Source organism: Enterococcus sp. UD-01, from assembly GCF_044909655.1.
Classification (GTDB): domain Bacteria; phylum Bacillota; class Bacilli; order Lactobacillales; family Enterococcaceae; genus Enterococcus_L.
Map to the genome: position 1 here is coordinate 74,286 of NZ_JBIYEU010000002.1, position 18,483 is coordinate 92,768.

Here is an 18,483-nt window from a genome sequence, read left to right on the forward strand (position 1 = left end):
TCATTGCAAAAATAGGAGGAACGAACATGAGTTATGATTTAGTAATCAAAAATGGATTAGTAATTTTGGAATCCGGTGAAGTCAAAACAGACATCGCAATTAAAGATGGTGTCATTGCTGCAATTGGAACAGATTTAGGCGATAGCGAAAAAGTCATTGACGCAGCTGGACTAGTTGTCAGCCCAGGAATGGTTGATGCCCATGTGCATATTACTGATCCTGGTGGCGGTTATCGTGACGAATGGGAAGGCTATGAAACAGGAACTGCTGCTTGTGCTAAAGGCGGCGTAACTTCCTTTATGGAAATGCCTTTAAATCAAGTACCTGCAACTGTAGACGGCAAGTCTCTTGAAGTGAAATATGAAGCAGGTAAAGGTAAGCTGAAATCTGACGTTGGTTCATTCGGCGGCTTAGTTCCTTATAACCTAGAAGGCGGTATTCAAGAATTAAATGACGGCGGCGTTGCAGCATACAAATGCTTTATGGCTACTTGTGGCGACAGAAGCATTGATGGCGACTTTATGAACGTAGATGATTATTCTCTTTATGAAGGAATGAAACAAATTGCTAAAACTGGTAAAGTGTTAGCTATCCATGCGGAAAACGCAGCGATTACCGATAAATTAGGTGAAATTGCTTATAAAAATGGCGAAACTACCTTAAAAGCTTATGTAGCATCTCGTCCAGTCTTTACTGAAGTTGAACCAATTCGTCGTGCGATTTTACTTGCTAAAGAAACTGGCTGTCGCATTCATATTTGCCACATCGCTTGTCCAGAAGGTGTTGCAGAAGTAACGAAAGCAAGAGAAGAAGGTGTAGATGTTACCTGCGAAACTTGTACACATTATCTATACTTTGACTTAGATGAATTAGATGCGATTGGACCAGTTGTAAAATGTTCACCGCCAATCCGCGACAAAGAAAACCAAAACGAAATGTGGAACAAGCTTTTAGCTGGTGAAATTGATTTTGTCACTTCTGATCATTCACCGTGTACGCCTGACTTGAAAGACAAAGAAAATGCCTTTGAAGCATGGGGCGGCATCTCCGGCGTTCAAAATAATGTAGATGTGCTTTATGACGAAGGGGTTCAAAAACGTGGTATGTCATTAAAACAATTTGCAGATATCATTGCAGCGAATCCAGCTGACCGTTATGATTTAAATCAAAAAGGCCGTATCAGCGTTGGGAAAGATGCAGACTTCGTATTCATTAAACCAAATGCACCTTATACACTAAAAGCAGAAGATTTAGAGTACCGCAACAAAATCAGCCCATATATCGGCCGTGAAATTGGTGCGCAAGTGGTTCAAACAATTTTAAGAGGAGAAGTGATTTACAGTCAAGAAGCTGGTGTCTCATCTGACTTTATTGGTGAGTTCATCAAAAAATAGCTCCTCGAAATCACTGTTACCAACAAACAAATAAATAAATAAATCAGGAAGCAATCAGACATAAGAATAGCGTTCTTTTCGTCTGGTTGCTTTTTCAATCGTTCTTATTTACGACTTTTTAATTGCTCAAGTGAAATGCTTCATTTGATAAAATCTGCTGAAGGTGATGTGATGAATATGGAAGAGGTAAAAAAAGTCGTTCCTTATTGGAAACAGATCATGTACATTTTAACAATCGGCTGGATCGTTATTTGGATATATCGCACCATTCTGACACCGATCTATCCAATAATCAGCGACTATTTTGGCGGAGCAACCAATGCTCAATTAGGAAATATCTCAAGTTTTTATTTTTTAGGCTATGTATGTATGCAAATTCCATCAGGCTTGCTGGTGGATCGATTAGGTAAGAAACAAATATTGATTCCTGGCTTCCTGTTATTTGGTGCAGGCGCCTTGATAGTAGGCATGGCTCAGAGCATCAGCATTGTTTTTATCGGGAGTGTTTTAGCCGGATTAGGCTGCGGTACCTATTATGGTGTGGCGTACTCTTTAACTGCAGAATATGTTCCAGCTTCAAAACGAAGTTTATCTACAGCAATTATTAACAGTGGAACAGCAATTGGCAGTGGGTTAGGGTTAGTTTCCTCCAGTTATTTAGTGGGCACGGGAAAGCTGCCTTGGCAGGCTTTGGTATTTGCAACGGTTGCTTTAATCTTATTAGCAATTCTTATGTTTTGGCGCTACATTAAAATGGAAAAACCAAAACAGTCAACAGCGGTGGTGAAAGAAAATCAACCAAAGCAGTCTTTATCATTGAAAGCATTGTTTAAACCAAGAATGATTTCTGCTTATATTTTGTACTTTTCTACGTTGTACACGTATTATTTAATTGATACCTGGCTACCAAATTTTTTAGAAACAGAAAAAGATTTTTCAGGAACATCTGTTGGCTTAGCTTCGTCATTGGTCTTTTTTACGGCCATTCCGGGCGCCTTATTCTTTAGCAGAATCGCAGATGAGCTGCCCAAGAAAAAGATTCAGTTGATCATTCTACTGGAAATTTTGGCGGCCGGCGTTTTATTTTTAACGATTACCACATCGAACCAAACACTTTTGGTCTTTGGAATTATGGCGTACGGCTTTTTTGGAAAATTGGCAGTTGAACCAATCATCATTTCTTGGCTGGGAGAAGGTGCTCCCAAAGGCGGCATTGCTACGATGTACGGCTTCTTTAACTTTTTTGGGATGTCGGCTTCGGTTATTGTTCCTTCTTTGACAGGAAAGATTTCGGATATTACAGGTTCTAAGCTATATGCTTTCTATTTGGCCATTATCATTATTGGTGTTGGCACGCTGTTGTTTTATTTGATTAATCGTGTATTTGTAAGACCAGAGGCAAAAAAATAAAACTACTTACAAGCTTCACTCTTTTTTCCTACTTGGTGAAAAGAGGAAGCTTTTTTAGTTGTACATAATATATAGAAATGAAAAAGATCTGTTTGGGAGTATATTAGATGAACTCTGGCTTTTTTTTCGTTATACTTATCTTAGGGAATGAGGTGAGTCAAATGAAAAAAACTGAAAAAATATACATGACGGCTCAACGAACAGGTTTTTCTTTAAAAGAATTGAAAGCTGAAATTGTGGATTGGCTGAGTTTTATCCGCATTTTAACAATTCCGGAAAATTGTTGGTTTAACGAAGAAAACATTGATTTCCTAGAAGTGTCTAAGCAGCTGCATGACTTGACAAAAAAAGAAGACATATGGATTAAAGTAAAAAGTCGGGATGGAGAGTTCCAGCTGCATATTGCTAATTTAAGTCTCTTTGAGCGTGCAATAGTTGAAAAAGAGCTTTTTTTGACTCATCAATTTATGATTGAAAACTATTTAGAAATGAAATTAAGCAGACATGGCGTGTACGGCTATATTCGTTCGCTGGATGAATTCTTATACAACAATGTAGAAAGAATTGAAAAGCGTGACTTTGAAGGCGCAGCTGAGATCAGCGCGTTGCCAAAGCGCTATAATGAGCAAAAAGAGATTATTATCGATTGTAATCAGTTAGCAGGATATGATGTTCATTTTAAAGGTTTGTGTTTAACCTCTTGCTGGAAAATGTATTATTCGAGTATCTATTTTCAGGTAATACCAAGAGCAATCTTTTTAGAAGTTCAACAGGTTGAAACCGTGAGAGAGCTGGACAATCACTTGATTGAAGTTACTCTTTTCAGCTCCCCGTTTAACTGGGATTTGCCGATCAATCAGAAATATCAGCGGCTTTTTAGAGATCAGATGGGTTTTGATCAGCTGGCTTGGACGAATGGGACTGGTGTATTACGTCCACCGTATATCGAGTATGCCTTTGTGAAAGACACGATCCAAACGGTACAATATCAGAATGAATATTTCCAGCCAGTTGAAAAAAAGGATGCTACGATGTTTGTCACAAGGAGTGAGGATTACTTAAATCAACGGTCAATAGTGAATCGCACAAGGGGAATATTAAATGCACAAGCGTATTTTCCTTGGATTGATGAAAAAAGTCGTAAAATGATGAATTATCGGGTACTGGATCCTGAAAAAGCGATTGATGGCGGACTTGGTGCTTATGAATTTTATATTCGTCAGTTTTTAGAGATTAATGTGTTGGATAAAAAGTATGAGGATTTTACTTCTGTTCTGCGCTTTTATTTACCTAAAGAAGCAATGAAGGATCTTCCGTTAGAGGCTTTATGGGATAAGTTATTTGATGTTAATATCAGTAATCTTAAGCAAAAGGAATCTTCCACGCGTTTTGATTTAAATAAAGCGAAGAATCATTTGCGGGTCGTTTTTTTGGATTATAGTCGTTTAGAAACAGTCAATCAGACCTTAGATAATAGTGAATAAGAGAAAAGCCCTGCAACTTTGAGTGACATTTCAAAGTTCAGGGCTTTTTCAGATAATCGTTGAGTCGATATCTATTACTAATTCTGCACCAGTAATAAAACTGGATTCATCACATGCAAGGTATATAATGCTGTTTGCTATGTTTTCCGGCTTGCCAAAAGATGCAAAAGGCACTGATTTTCGATAATGAGTACTCTTTTCCGGGAAAGCAAACTCTATTAAGGGTGTTTCAATTGTATTGGGACAAATTGAATTGATACGAACATTATTTACAGCAAAATCAATTGAAGTACGCTGAATAAGCGAACGAATTCTTTCTTGAGCAGCATTATATGGAGAAACGTTTTCTCCTTGATAACCTAAAATTGAAGCAACATGAACGATTGAGCCGCCGCCGTTTTTTAGCATAATTGGCAGGACTGCTTCTAAGCCGTAAACAATACTATTAATTTCATTCGCTTGAATAGAGAACCAATCTGCTGCTGTTGTGTCTAAAATTAATTTTGGAGAGGAGATTCCTGCGTTATTTACCATCACATCGATTGTTCCGTAGGTACGGGTGATCGTTGTAATTAGTTTTTTCCAACTGGACAAAGAGCTAGGATTATGAGTGATTGCTAAACCAGTGCCGCCGTTTTTAAGGATTTCAGCGAGGATAACTTCTGCTTTAAATTGTTGGCGCGCAGTACAAATAACCGTTGCACCTTCCTGTGCTGCAAAAAGAGCGGTTTTGTGGCCAATACTACTATTACTTTCAATAATCAATACCACTTTATTTGATAATTTTTTCATAAAAAAACCGCTATAATTAAAATTATAGTTATCCTTTCTGGTTTTTGAACAAAACCTGCTGTTTGTGAATGCTGGAATTTCACTGAACGCAGAACGAATTCAGATGAAAAACGTGATTTCTTAACTATAAGTTTAATATAGAATATTCATTTAAGCCACCAATAAGATTTGAAAATTAATTGTTTATTTAATAAAAATTTAGTCAGTTCAAATAAAAAAAGCAAAAAAAAACTGAAACAAAAGTAATAACTTTTATTTCAGCTTTTCTAATTGTGTTTGTGTTATTCAGCAATTGGTTTTTTTAAAAGTCCTAATACAAGCGCTGAAACAATCGTGCCAACGGCAATGAATAATAGATATAAAAGTGGATGAGTCAGTAATAAAGCTACGAAGATTCCACCATGAGGAGCTAATAGACGAATGCCAAAGCCGCCGACTAAACCGCCGGCCAACGCAGAACCGACGACAAAGCTTGGGATCGTACGAATCGGGTCAGCAGCTGCAAAGGGAATCGCACCTTCGGTAACAAAGGACAAGCCCATCACTAGATTAGTTAAGCCAGCATCTCTTTGTTCTTTTGTAAATTTATTTTTAAAAAGAAGGCTGGCAAGAAAAATTGCTAAAGGTGGCACCATACCGCCGGCCATAACTGAAGCCATAATAATACTCCCACCTTCTGTCACTGTTGCTGCAATAGAAGCTGTACCAAAAACATAAGCCGCTTTATTGATCGGTCCACCAAGGTCAATAGCCATCATTCCACCAAGTAATGCGCCTAAAAGTACCGCATTCGTTCCATCAAGACTTATTAGAAAATGGTTTAAGCCGTCGTTAATAATTTTCATTGGAACATTTATTAACAGCATAAGGCCACCTGTAATTAATAGACCAAAAACCGGATAGAAAAGAATAGTTTTAATTCCGTCTAAGGATTTAGGCAGACCTTTGAGAAGCTTTTTAAGGAAAACAATCACATATCCAGCAAGAAACCCACCAATCAATGCGCCTAGGAAACCTGCACCACCCGTATTTGCTAGCGCACCTGCGGCAAAACCGACAATTAAACCAGGACGATCAGCAATACTGGAAGCAATAAATCCGGCTAAAACAGGCAGCATAAATCCAAAAGCAGCAGTTCCAATTTGGTTAAACCAACTAGCAACTTGATTGTACGTACCAAGATGCTCTAAAGCGTTTTGGGGAACACCGATAAATTGGTCAATCATAAAGGAAAGGGCAATGGCAATTCCGCCGCCGATAACAAAAGGCAGCATGTGAGAAACACCGTTCATTAAATCTTTATAGATACGTGAGCCAATTGAACCGCTGGCGGCCGCTTCGTCTTTTGTAGTTTCGACTTCATTTCCATGAAAAATGGGTGCTTGTCCGCTGATTGCCAGATTAATGAGTTCTTCTGTTTTGCGAATACCATCGCTGACTGGACGATTCACTAATTCTTTTCCGTCAAACCGATTCATTTCTACCTTTTTATCTGCAGCGACAATGACGCCATCAGCCCGCGCAATATCATCTGCTGTTAGGCGATTTTTAATTCCTTCAGAACCATTCGTTTCCACTTTGATGTCAACGCCAAGCTCTTTGGCTTTTTTCTTTAAAGCATCCTCGGCCATATAGGTGTGTGCGATACCTGTAGGACAAGCTGTAACTGCTACAATGAATTTACGAGGATTGGCAGAGTCTGTTGCTAATTGGGCTTGTTCTTGCTGTTCCTCTGCTTTTTTGGCCGCTTCGGCTGTTTCAAACAACTGCTGGACTTGTTCGGGAGTGGCTGCTTCTTTTAATTTTGCAACAAAATCAGGGTCAATCAACAGACGAGAAAGTGCAGCCAAGGCTTGAAGGTGGGTGTCATTGGCGCCTTCTGGAGCAGCGATCATGAAAAATAGATAAGTGGGCTGACCATCCAAGGCTTCATAATCAACTCCGTGTGTACTTTTAGCAAATAAAACAGTCGCTTCTTTCACAGCACTATTTTTCGCATGAGGCATGGCAATTCCATCCCCTAAACCAGTGGATGTCTGTGCTTCACGTGCTAAAATTCCCTCTTTGTAAATATCAATATCTGAAATTCTACCACTGTCGTATATCTTTTGGACCATTTCATCAATGGCTCCTTTTTTATCGGTTGCTTGCAAATCCATGATCATTGCCTTTTTAATCAATAAATCATTAATATTCATTACAATTCCTCTTTTCTAAAGATTGATTCGTGCAGTTGGATATCAGTAAGGATCAACACTTTCTGCGAAAGTCTTGTACTGTTCATCATCAGTTCAATTCTTTCACTGTGATTCTCAGCAAAAGCGGAACAGGCTCGTTCAGCTCTGACAGAAAAATAGGAAATTGAGAAAAAGGCGCTCTTTGCCTTATTCGCAATTTATCTTTTTTCCCAAGAGTTAGCCTGTGCAGCTAGATATCAGTAATGATCAACACTTTCTGCGAAAGTCTTGTACTGTTCATCATCAGTTCAATTTCATTTCACTGTGATTCTCAGCAAGTCTTGTACTGTTCATCATCAGCTCAATTTCATTTCACTGTGATTCTCAGCAAGTCTTGTACTGTTCATCATCAGTTCAATTTCATTTCACTGTGATTCTCAGTAATTTCAATCGATTTTTTCAATAACCACTTCTTCAATTAGTTCTCGAATAAATGCTTCAGAAGCTAAATCATCTGAAAAGGCAGTTGCGCTGCCGCAGGCGACGCCCCATTTAAAGGCTTCGACAGGGTCTTTATGTGTTGAAAAGCGGCCTACAAAGCCAGCGATCATTGAATCACCTGCGCCAACAGAATTTTTTAGCGGACGTTTTAAAACATTTGAACGATAAACACCGTTATTTGTAAAAAGTAATGCACCGTCGCCTGCCATTGAAATAATGACATGTTGAGCTCCGTCTGTTAATAAACGTTTTCCAAAAGGAAGAATAGCTTCGATTGTTTGAAATTGGACATCAAATAATTCTTCCAGCTCATGATTATTTGGTTTAATCAATAATGGTTTTTGTGCTAAAGCGTTTCGCAAATCATTACCGGTTGTATCAATGACGAACTCTGCCTTTTTTTCCTTAATGATCTGAATTAATTCTTCATAAAAACCTGAACGCAGGGAAGCGGGGGTACTGCCGGATAAAACCACAATATCATTTGCCGAAATACTGCGTAACGTTTCTTTTAAACTCTCCATTTCTTCGATAGAAATCACAGGACCTAGACCATTGATTTCTGTTTCTTTGTCAGATTTGAGCTTAATGTTAATGCGAGTATCTGCTTGAACGGTAGTGAAGTTTGTGGTAATTTGTTCATTTTTTAACCAATCGGCAATAAAATTGCCGGTAAATCCTCCTAAAAAACCCAGCGCAGTAGATTCTGTCTGAATTCGGTTAAGGATACGGGAAACGTTGATCCCTTTGCCACCGGGCAATTTAAAATCATTTTTCATGCGATTTAGAGCACCTAGCTCAAGCTTGTCCACCTGAACGATATAGTCGATCGATGGATTCAGTGTCACGGTATAAATCATTTTGCAGCCTCCTTGATAACGGTTTTTTCTTGAAAAGGTTCCAATAATTCTTTGGTACAGGGACTGGTTAAAATAGTTGCTGTATTTAGTTCAGCGACTTTCGTAAACGTCACTGCATTTAATTTTGACGGATCAATCAATACATAGGCTTCTTCTGCCTGAGCCATTGCTAAACGTTTTAAGGCAGCTTCTTCAGGATCGGGGGTAGTAAAACCAAATTCAGTATGAGCTCCATTCATGCCCATAAAGGCTTTATTGAAACGATAGTGACTTAACTGCTCCATGCCAGTTGCGCCGATAATGGCTTTGGTAGAAAGCTTTAAAGAACCGCCTAAAATCATTGTAGCAACATTCATATCACCCAGCTTTGCAGCATGATGAACGGAATTGGTTACTACGGTAATTTCTTTGTCAGCTAAAAAAGGCAGTATTTCTAAAGTAGTTGAGCCGGCATCTAAATAAATAACGTCGCCATTTTGAATTTGCTCAGCTGCTAATGCGGCAATTACTTGTTTTTCTTGCGTGTTTTTGACTGTTTTTTCAGTCATGTTTTGTTCATAGTTTAAATCCAGTACTTTTTTTGCTCCACCGTGGACACGCTCCAGTAAGCCGGCATCTTCTAATTCCTGTAAATCACGTCTGATAGTTGATTCTGATGCATTTAATTTTGTAGATAAATCTTGGGATCGTACTACAGTTTGTTGATCCAATAAGTGCAAAATATGTTGATGTCTTTCTTCTGTAAGCATTTTCACACCTCTTTCACCGATAATAGTAACATATTGGAAAAAGTTAATCAATCAAAATCGTTCAAAAACGTTCTTTTCCGATCGTTTTTAAGCTAGGATTTTATCGTTTGACAAAGTTCTGACTTCTTGGCTTAATGAGTTTAGATGAAAAATTGGAGGTATGTACATGGAAAACCGAACCATATTGCAAAGTTTTGAATGGTATTTACCTGCTGATAGCCAGCATTGGCGACGTTTGACTCAATTAGCGGAACAATTAAAGGATAAAGGAATTACTGGTGTTTGGCTGCCGCCTGCTTATAAGGGGGCCGGTGGGAAGGAAGATGTCGGCTACGCCCCTTATGATTTATATGATTTGGGCGAATTTGACCAAAAAGGGACGATACCGACGAAGTACGGAACAAAAGAAGAGTATTTAGCCTGTATTCAGGCATTAAAAAAAGCTGGAATCGAAGTTTATGGAGATATTGTTTTTGATCATTTTATGGGAGCGGATGAGGAAGAAACGGTATCTGCGGTAAAATACCATCCGGAAAATCGCAACAAGGTCATTACTGGTAAAGAAGAAATTTTGGCATGGACTAAGTTCACTTTTCCCGGAAGAAATCAGAAATACAATGATTATGTTTGGTCATGGCGGAATTTTTCAGGTGTTGACTTTGATGATCGTCGCAAGGATCACGGCATCTTTAATTTTGCTGGTAAGGGCTGGGGTGAAGAGGTAGACAAGGAAAATGGCAATTACGATTACCTAATGGGCTGTAATTTGGACATGTCTTATCCAGAAACGGTGGAGCAGTTGGATAGGTGGGGCAAATGGTACCAGTCAATAACCGATATGGACGGATATCGTTTGGATGCAGTCAAGCATATTGAGTTTAATTATTTTCCCAAATGGCTGTTAAACCGCAGGGAAGAAAAAGGAAAGGAATTATTTGTCGTCGGGGAATATTGGAACAGTAGTTTGGATAAGCTGGTGAATTATATCGACAGTTCCGGCGCGATTATTTCTTTATTTGATGTACCGCTGCATTATCATCTTTGTGAGGCTGCCAACGCTGATGGTCATTACGATATGCGTGAAATATTTGAAGGTACACTGGTGAAAGAACGACCGGAGTGGGCGGTGACTTTTGTAGATAATCATGATACGCAAGAAGGTCAAAGTCTGGAATCATGGGTAGAAGGCTGGTTTAAGGTTCATGCCTATGCCCTCATTTTACTTAGAAAAACAGGAACGCCAGTCGTTTTTTGGGGCGATTTGTTTGGAATGCCGTCTCAAAATGTAGATGCAGTTGGTAATGGATTAGAGCTGTTACTAAAAATTCGTGAGCAGCTTTCATTTGGCGCTGAATTGGATTATTTCGATGATGCTGATGTAATCGGTTGGACTAGGACCGGAAGTTTCGAGCAAAAACAGTCCGGCTATGCAGTTGTGATGACCAATGCTTCAGCGGGAACGAAAAAAATGACTGTTAGTGCTTTTCATGCAGGTCAAACCTTTGTTGATGTATTAAGAAATAACGAGGCAAAAGTTACTTTGGATGAAACTGGTACGGGACTTTTTCCAGTTAACAAAAAAGAGATTTCTGTTTACGTGAATGAAGCTTACGCTGATCAGCTGAAAAAGCGCATAAGCGATAATAATTAATTTTTGAGGTCTTTACTTCTTCGAATAGAATTATTATACTAGTAATAAATTGTTTACTATAGTATATGACTATGGGGTGCGAACCCCAAGTGCCCATAAAATCACTGGGGGATTCGCACCAAAAATCAGCTGATTTTTGACGAAAAATGCTCTTTTTCTAATCCTATTCTAATTTTAGAGAAAGAACTAAGGAGATTTTAAGCAGATTTAGCTTAAAACTGCTTAAAAATCACGGTCTCACTCTGTTTAGAGTGAGTGGATTGAAATACCAGCCACTTGCTTAACCACATCCCCCTCATAGTCTCACTCTGTTTAGAGTGAGTGGATTGAAATTAAATTTTCCAGTCCGAAACGGATACATTTTTCAGTCTCACTCTGTTTAGAGTGAGTGGATTGAAATCTTTTTTTAATGACTCCCAGCCATCAGCGAAGAATGTCTCACTCTGTTTAGAGTGAGTGGATTGAAATACAACATGGAAAAAGACTCTAGTAATATTAAAGATAGTCTCACTCTGTTTAGAGTGAGTGGATTGAAATAATTACATACGGATTAAACACTTCCGGAACGATCAGTCTCACTCTGTTTAGAGTGAGTGGATTGAAATCAAACATCATCCGCTATTCCTTTAGCTCGATCAAAACGTCTCACTCTGTTTAGAGTGAGTGGATTGAAATTACATTCTGCAAAATTGTAGTTGATTCCTTCCCTAGTCTCACTCTGTTTAGAGTGAGTGGATTGAAATTCCATGGGCTGATTTTGGATCTGCTGCAATCCCTTCGTCTCACTCTGTTTAGAGTGAGTGGATTGAAATTGTTGGTAATCTCGGCAATATTTTTAGACGTCAAGTCTCACTCTGTTTAGAGTGAGTGGATTGAAATTTAATATCATGATCGTAAAGAATGCCGTTTGATAAAGTCTCACTCTGTTTAGAGTGAGTGGATTGAAATGTATTTGGTGAAGGTGGAGAAAACATGTACAATAAGTCTCACTCTGTTTAGAGTGAGTGGATTGAAATTTTTCCATCCTGCAGACCAAATGACTTAGCAAGTGAGTCTCACTCTGTTTAGAGTGAGTGGATTGAAATGGTCGCGATAGTCAAGTGGATCACGAGCTGCCAATTGTCTCACTCTGTTTAGAGTGAGTGGATTGAAATCAAGTTTCAAATGGATATCGATATCGTCCGTTAAATCAAGTCTCACTCTGTTTAGAGTGAGTGGATTGAAATTTTCAATACCTCCTGATCCCAATCAAAGAGTTTGTGTCTCACTCTGTTTAGAGTGAGTGGATTGAAATTTGCCTTCGCGAAACTCTTGCATGATTTTTAAAGTCTCACTCTGTTTAGAGTGAGTGGATTGAAATCATTTTATTGTACTGATAATAGGTATCTATGATAAGGTCTCACTCTGTTTAGAGTGAGTGGATTGAAATCGTGTAGTTCCCACGATCTATGCGGGCACGATGTAGGTCTCACTCTGTTTAGAGTGAGTGGATTGAAATGGGTCGTCGCCAACTAGCAAAATGGCATTACCGTCAGGTCTCACTCTGTTTAGAGTGAGTGGATTGAAATTATTTTTTTGATAACGCCGTCTTGCTTAAAAGTAAGGTCTCACTCTGTTTAGAGTGAGTGGATTGAAATTCCCAAGTGAATTTTCCGGCACCATTAATCACATTTGTCTCACTCTGTTTAGAGTGAGTGGATTGAAATCACTTGCGCTCGTGGATATCTTTAGTTGTTTTGGTCTCACTCTGTTTAGAGTGAGTGGATTGAAATCGGGACGGCTACAAATGCACTATCTGTGGTAAACCTGTCTCACTCTGTTTAGAGTGAGTGGATTGAAATACTCCATTATCGGAATAACCTAAACCGTTTAAGGTCTCACTCTGTTTAGAGTGAGTGGATTGAAATGTGATCTACAAGCACTACAGCGATGAATTCATCATGTCTCACTCTGTTTAGAGTGAGTGGATTGAAATGCATGATATGCTGATCCAAACCTTTAAACGTGTAAGTCTCACTCTGTTTAGAGTGAGTGGATTGAAATCTTTGCCGTATTTTAGATCAGTGATAAACACCCGAGTCTCACTCTGTTTAGAGTGAGTGGATTGAAATCGATCTCACAGCGACGATTCGGCCGAGTGGCGTTTGTCTCACTCTGTTTAGAGTGAGTGGATTGAAATAAAATTTATGTCTAGCTCTTTGATGCTTTGGTATAGGTCTCACTCTGTTTAGAGTGAGTGGATTGAAATCGTTGAAACTTTGGAATAACTATCAAAGTCATTCTGGTCTCACTCTGTTTAGAGTGAGTGGATTGAAATATACTCTACAGGATCATACCACCGCTGAAAAACCGTCTCACTCTGTTTAGAGTGAGTGGATTGAAATTTTTGAAAGGAGAAATCAATGAAAAGATATTTGAGTCTCACTCTGTTTAGAGTGAGTGGATTGAAATATGTGCTTATTCCTTTTTCTTGACTATTTTTAGAATGTCTCACTCTGTTTAGAGTGAGTGGATTGAAATTCTTGAAGCATTGTTGGAAAAGCCAGAGTATTCTACGTCTCACTCTGTTTAGAGTGAGTGGATTGAAATCTGAGTGATAAGTGGAATACAATCAAAGAAAATGGTCTCACTCTGTTTAGAGTGAGTGGATTGAAATGGAGATGATTGACAACAAAGGCGGCGTTGAGATCGTCTCACTCTGTTTAGAGTGAGTGGATTGAAATTGTTGTGGCAAACGTTTAATATCTCTTAAAGCATGTCTCACTCTGTCTAGAGTGAGTGGATTGAAATTAATACATTAAAAGATTATCCTATGATGTGGTATGTCTCACTCTGTCTAGAGTGAGTGGATTGAAATAACGTAATGCTGCTAGGTGCTAAACCTTGGAAAGTCTCACTCTGTCTAGAGTGAGTGGATTGAAATTCCCAGTCCAACGGTTAATTGATTTTGAGCAATTTTGTCTCACTCTGTCTAGAGTGAGCGTATTGAAATAGAGCTCATAAAGCTAATGCACTATACCATAGCTCATCCATTATTGGATGAGTTTTTTTATCGTCAATTCTTTTCTGATTCTTAGAAACTATTCCCCGTACATCAGTTCAGCTTTTCTTATTTTTTTGGTATAATAGATAAGATTGAAAGAAGAGAGAGGACGTTGAGGATGGCACAAGTAAACGCCTTAATTCAAGGTATGAACCCAAAGCAAAAAGAAGCTGTTCTGCACACGGAAGGACCTTTATTGGTTATGGCAGGCGCTGGAAGTGGCAAGACTAGAGTTTTGACCCACAGAATTGCTTATTTAATAGAAGAAAAAGATGTGAACCCATGGAATATTCTGGCTATCACATTTACGAATAAAGCAGCAAAAGAAATGAAGGAACGGGTTGGTAAGCTATTAAAAGCTGGCGGCAATGATGTCTGGGTTTCCACCTTTCACTCGATGTGTGTGCGGATTTTGCGCCGTGATGTTGATCAGATCGGATATAATCGGAATTTTACAATCATTGATACGTCCGAGCAACGGACATTGATGAAACGAATTTTAAATGAACTCAATATTGATGTGAAAAAATATGATCCTCGTTCTATTTTAGGGACAATCAGCAATGCTAAAAATGAGCTGCAAACTCCCGAAAAAGTCGCTGAGTTACAGGGAACTCCCTATGAAGAGGTTGTAGCAAAATGTTACAAGCTTTATCAAAAAGAATTAAGAAATAACCAATGTATGGATTTTGATGATTTAATTATGAACACGATTCGTTTGTTTAATGAACATCCAGATTCACTTGAGTATTATCAAAATAAATTTCACTACATTCACGTAGACGAATACCAAGATACCAACCATGCACAATATACTTTGGTGAACATGCTGGCTGCACGCTTTAAAAACCTATGTGTAGTGGGTGATGCGGATCAAAGTATTTACGGCTGGCGTGGCGCCGATATGCAAAATATTCTGGATTTTGAAAAGGATTATCCGGATGCTTCCGTTATTTTACTGGAGCAAAATTATCGCTCAACGAAAAAAATTCTGGATGCAGCGAACAGTGTCATTAAAAACAACCGCAATCGTCGAGACAAGCAATTATGGACAGAAAATATCGATGGCGAAAAGATTATTTATTACCGCGGTGACAACGAGCGCGATGAAACACAATTCATTGTCGGTCAAATTCAAAAAGAAATGCGTGACCGTGACCGGATTTATGGTGATTTTGCTGTATTGTACCGGACGAATGCTCAGTCGCGGGTTATGGAAGAAATGCTGTTAAAATCAAATATTCCGTATACCATGGTCGGTGGGCATAAGTTCTACGATCGTAAGGAAATTAAAGATATTCTTGGCTATTTGAACATCATTTCCAATCCAATGGACTCATTGAGCTTTGAGCGAGTGGTCAATGAACCCAAACGTGGCATCGGCAAAAGCTCAGTTGAGAAGTTAAGAAGCTTTGCTCAAATGCATGACTGGTCGCTATTAGAAGCTTCACAAAATGTGGAGTTGGCCAATATTTCCGGTAAGGCTGGCAAAGAGTTGGGGAATTTTGGCATGATGATTCAGGATTTAGCGCAAATGATTCCTTATTTAACGATTACGGAATTAGTTAAGGAAGTCTTGGAACGCAGCGGTTATCGTGAAGAATTAATTCGCCAAAATAATTTGGAATCGCAGGCTCGTTTGGAAAACTTGGATGAGTTTTTAACTGTAACTCAGGAATTTGACAAACGCTACGAGCAGCAGGATGAAGAAGAAGCGGATGCACCGGATGAAAAGCTGGCGGTATTTTTAAATGATTTAGCATTAGTATCTGATTTAGATAATGTTGAAGAAAGCTCTTCGCAAGTGACCTTGATGACCTTACATGCGGCTAAAGGGCTAGAATTTCCAGTGGTTTTCTTAATTGGCATGGAAGAAGGCGTCTTTCCCTTATCACGGGCGATGCTGGAAGAAAGTGAATTGGAAGAAGAACGGCGCTTGGCTTATGTGGGGATTACTCGGGCAGAAGAAGTATTATATATCTCCAATGCCTTTTCAAGAACACTTTATGGTAAAACGCAATATAATCGTCCAAGTCGTTTCTTGGATGAAATTGACGAAGAGCTGTTAAACATTGAAGGCTCCATAGCTGCTCCGAAACCAAGCAGAACTTTTGAGCCAAAGGTCTTTAAAACTGCATACAAACAACCGACGAAGCAGCCAGTAACAGATAAAGTGTTAAGTGGCGGTGAAGCGGAAACGTGGCAAGCAGGAGATAAGGTAAAACATAAAGCGTGGGGCACAGGAACGGTCGTCCGGGTTGGCGGAACAGCCAAGGACTTGGAATTAGACGTTGCATTCCCGGAAAAAGGCATCAAACGCTTATTAGCAGCATTTGCTCCGATTGAAAAACTATAGGAGGGGTTCATTATGGCAGATAAGCCATTAACATTAGCTGAAGCAACCGATAGAGCAAAGGCATTAAGACAACAATTGAATCAATATTCCCATGAATATTACGTACAGGATAAGCCTTCTGTAGAAGATTATGTGTATGATCGCCTGTACAAAGAATTAGTAGACATAGAAACAGAATTTCCCGATTTGATCACAGCAGATTCGCCGACTCAGCGCGTGGGCGGTAAAATATTACAAGGCTTTGAAAAAGTTACACATGATATTCAAATGTACAGCTTAAATGATGGGTTCAGTAAGGAAGATATTTATGATTTTGATGAACGTGTTCGTAAATTAGCCGGCGGACCGGTAACGTATTGCTGTGAGCTGAAGATTGACGGACTGGCGATATCGTTAAAATATGAAAACGGCAAATTTGTGCAGGGCGCAACGCGCGGAGACGGTACTGTGGGTGAAAATATTACCGAGAATCTAAAAACGGTTAAGTCCATCCCGTTGGAATTAAAAAAGCCGATTTCAATCGAAGTTCGCGGCGAATGCTATATGCCCAAGCAGTCCTTTGTTAATTTGAACAAAGAACGAGAAGAAGCCGGACAAGATGTCTTTGCTAATCCGCGGAATGCAGCTGCAGGCAGCTTACGACAGCTGGATACAAGTATTGTGTCTAAACGAAACCTGAATACTTTTCTTTATACGGTTGCTGATTTTGGACCAATGACTGCGCAAACCCAATTTGATGCATTAAATGAATTATCTGAGATTGGCCTTAGAACAAATCCGGAAAAAACATTATGCCAATCCATTGATGAGGTTTGGGCTTATATTGAAGAGTATCATGAAAAAAGAGTTGACTTGCCTTATGAAATTGACGGAATCGTGATTAAGGTCAATGAATTCTCGGTTCAGGATGAATTAGGCTTTACGGTCAAAGCACCTCGCTGGGCCATCGCTTACAAGTTTCCGCCGGAAGAGGCGCAAACAGTTGTTGAAGCCATTGAGTGGACGATTGGACGGACCGGTGTAGTCACACCAACGGCAGTGATGCAGCCAGTGCGTGTAGCAGGTTCTACCGTTAGTCGGGCAAGTCTGCACAATGCGGATTTTATTGCCATGAAAGATATCCGTTTGAATGATACGGTGATTATTTATAAAGCTGGCGATATCATTCCGGAAGTGGCTCAAGTCTTGACGGAAAAAAGGGCGGCGGACAGTCAGCCTTATGAAATTCCAACCCATTGTCCAGTGTGTGACAGTGAGCTGGTTCATTTGGATGAAGAGGTTGCGCTGCGCTGCATCAATCCAAAATGCCCGGCTCAAATTAAAGAAGGACTCAATCATTTTGTTTCTCGAAATGCCATGAACATTGACGGCTTAGGTCCGCGGGTTCTTGAACAAATGTACGACAAACACTTAGTGGCGGATGTTGCTGATTTGTATTTTTTGACTGAAGAACAATTAATGACATTGGATAAAATTAAAGAAAAATCAGCCAACAATATCTTTAAAGCAATTGCAGCCAGCAGAGATAATTCAGTAGAACGTTTGATTTTCGGTTTGGGGATTCGTCATGTAGGCGCGAAAGCAGCTAAGATTTTAGCAGAGCATTTCGGCACTTTAGAGGCAGTAAGTCACGCGACGAAAGAAGAAGTTGTTGCGCTGGATTCAATTGGTGAAACGATTGCGGACAGCTTAGTGACGTACTTCGAAAATGAAGAAGTTCACCAGCTGCTGGATGAATTAAAAAAAGCAGGTGTGAACTTTGACTACAAAGGAATTCGTTCTTCCCAATTGGCAGCTGTTGAATCCCCTTTTAAAGACAAAACAGTCGTCTTGACCGGGAAATTAACACATTATACACGTGAAGAAGCAAAAGAAAAGATTGAAAATCTGGGCGGCAAAGTAACCGGCAGCGTTTCAAAGAAAACCGATATTGTAGTTGCAGGCGAAGAAGCCGGCAGCAAGCTGACGAAAGCGCAGGATTTAGGCATTGCGGTTTGGGATGAGCAGGAGATGGTTTCCGCCATTGATGAGAGCCATACTACGAATTCAGCAGAACAATAAGCAGT

At 39.4% G+C, this 18,483-nt stretch carries 10 protein-coding genes and 1 CRISPR repeat array; of the genes, 6 read left to right on the top strand and 4 right to left on the bottom strand.

The window, feature by feature from the left end; genetic code table 11:
• Window positions 1-26 precede the first annotated feature (26 nt).
• The 3 genes from allB (at window position 27) to ABH902_RS02750 (ending at window position 4,288) form a co-directional block, all read left to right on the top strand.
• Window positions 27-1,394, top strand: coding sequence for an allantoinase AllB (gene allB / locus ABH902_RS02740; protein ID WP_404589013.1), 1,368 nt, complete (start codon window positions 27-29; stop codon window positions 1,392-1,394).
• Window positions 1,395-1,565: 171 nt separating this feature from the next.
• Window positions 1,566-2,804 (top strand): MFS transporter, encoded by a 1,239-nt coding sequence (locus ABH902_RS02745; protein WP_404589014.1) that lies wholly within the window; start codon window positions 1,566-1,568, stop codon window positions 2,802-2,804.
• 161 nt (window positions 2,805-2,965) lie between these two features.
• A complete protein-coding gene (locus tag ABH902_RS02750) occupies window positions 2,966-4,288 on the top strand; it encodes a hypothetical protein (protein ID WP_404589015.1) in 1,323 nt (440 codons plus the stop codon).
• Between the two features lie 48 nt (window positions 4,289-4,336).
• Here the strand turns inward: ABH902_RS02750 and ABH902_RS02755 are convergent, their stop codons facing one another.
• From ABH902_RS02755 to ABH902_RS02770, 4 genes are all read right to left on the bottom strand, one after another.
• Complete coding sequence (locus tag ABH902_RS02755) at window positions 4,337-5,080, bottom strand: SDR family NAD(P)-dependent oxidoreductase (protein WP_404589016.1); 744 nt, start codon at window positions 5,078-5,080, stop codon at window positions 4,337-4,339.
• 281 nt (window positions 5,081-5,361) lie between these two features.
• Window positions 5,362-7,278, bottom strand: a complete 1,917-nt coding sequence (locus tag ABH902_RS02760) for a fructose-specific PTS transporter subunit EIIC (RefSeq protein ID WP_404589017.1) — start codon at window positions 7,276-7,278, stop codon at window positions 5,362-5,364.
• A gap of 425 nt (window positions 7,279-7,703) precedes the next feature.
• Window positions 7,704-8,618: a 1-phosphofructokinase gene (pfkB, locus tag ABH902_RS02765; protein ID WP_404589019.1), complete on the bottom strand. Its 915-nt coding sequence runs from the start codon at window positions 8,616-8,618 to the stop codon at window positions 7,704-7,706.
• Window positions 8,615-9,367, bottom strand: a complete 753-nt coding sequence (locus tag ABH902_RS02770; protein ID WP_404589021.1) for a DeoR/GlpR family DNA-binding transcription regulator — start codon at window positions 9,365-9,367, stop codon at window positions 8,615-8,617. Before ABH902_RS02770 ends, pfkB begins: the two co-directional genes overlap by 4 nt.
• 166 nt (window positions 9,368-9,533) lie before the next feature.
• Here ABH902_RS02770 and ABH902_RS02775 point away from each other — a divergent pair, with 166 nt between their 5' ends.
• The 3 genes from ABH902_RS02775 (at window position 9,534) to ligA (ending at window position 18,478) form a co-directional block, all read left to right on the top strand.
• The gene (locus tag ABH902_RS02775; protein ID WP_404589022.1) at window positions 9,534-11,018 is read left to right on the top strand and encodes an alpha-amylase; all 1,485 of its coding nucleotides are present in this window, start codon (window positions 9,534-9,536) and stop codon (window positions 11,016-11,018) included.
• A gap of 234 nt (window positions 11,019-11,252) precedes the next feature.
• Window positions 11,253-14,010: a CRISPR direct-repeat array (repeat unit 33 nt; unit sequence GTCTCACTCTGTTTAGAGTGAGTGGATTGAAAT).
• Window positions 14,011-14,179: 169 nt separating this feature from the next.
• Window positions 14,180-16,417: a DNA helicase PcrA gene (gene pcrA / locus ABH902_RS02780; RefSeq protein WP_404589023.1), complete on the top strand. Its 2,238-nt coding sequence runs from the start codon at window positions 14,180-14,182 to the stop codon at window positions 16,415-16,417.
• A 12-nt stretch (window positions 16,418-16,429) separates the two neighbouring features.
• Window positions 16,430-18,478 carry an NAD-dependent DNA ligase LigA gene (gene ligA, locus ABH902_RS02785; RefSeq protein ID WP_404589024.1) on the top strand — a complete coding sequence of 683 codons (2,049 nt, stop codon included), beginning with the start codon at window positions 16,430-16,432 and terminating at the stop codon, window positions 18,476-18,478.
• The last annotated feature ends 5 nt before the right edge of the window (window positions 18,479-18,483 follow it).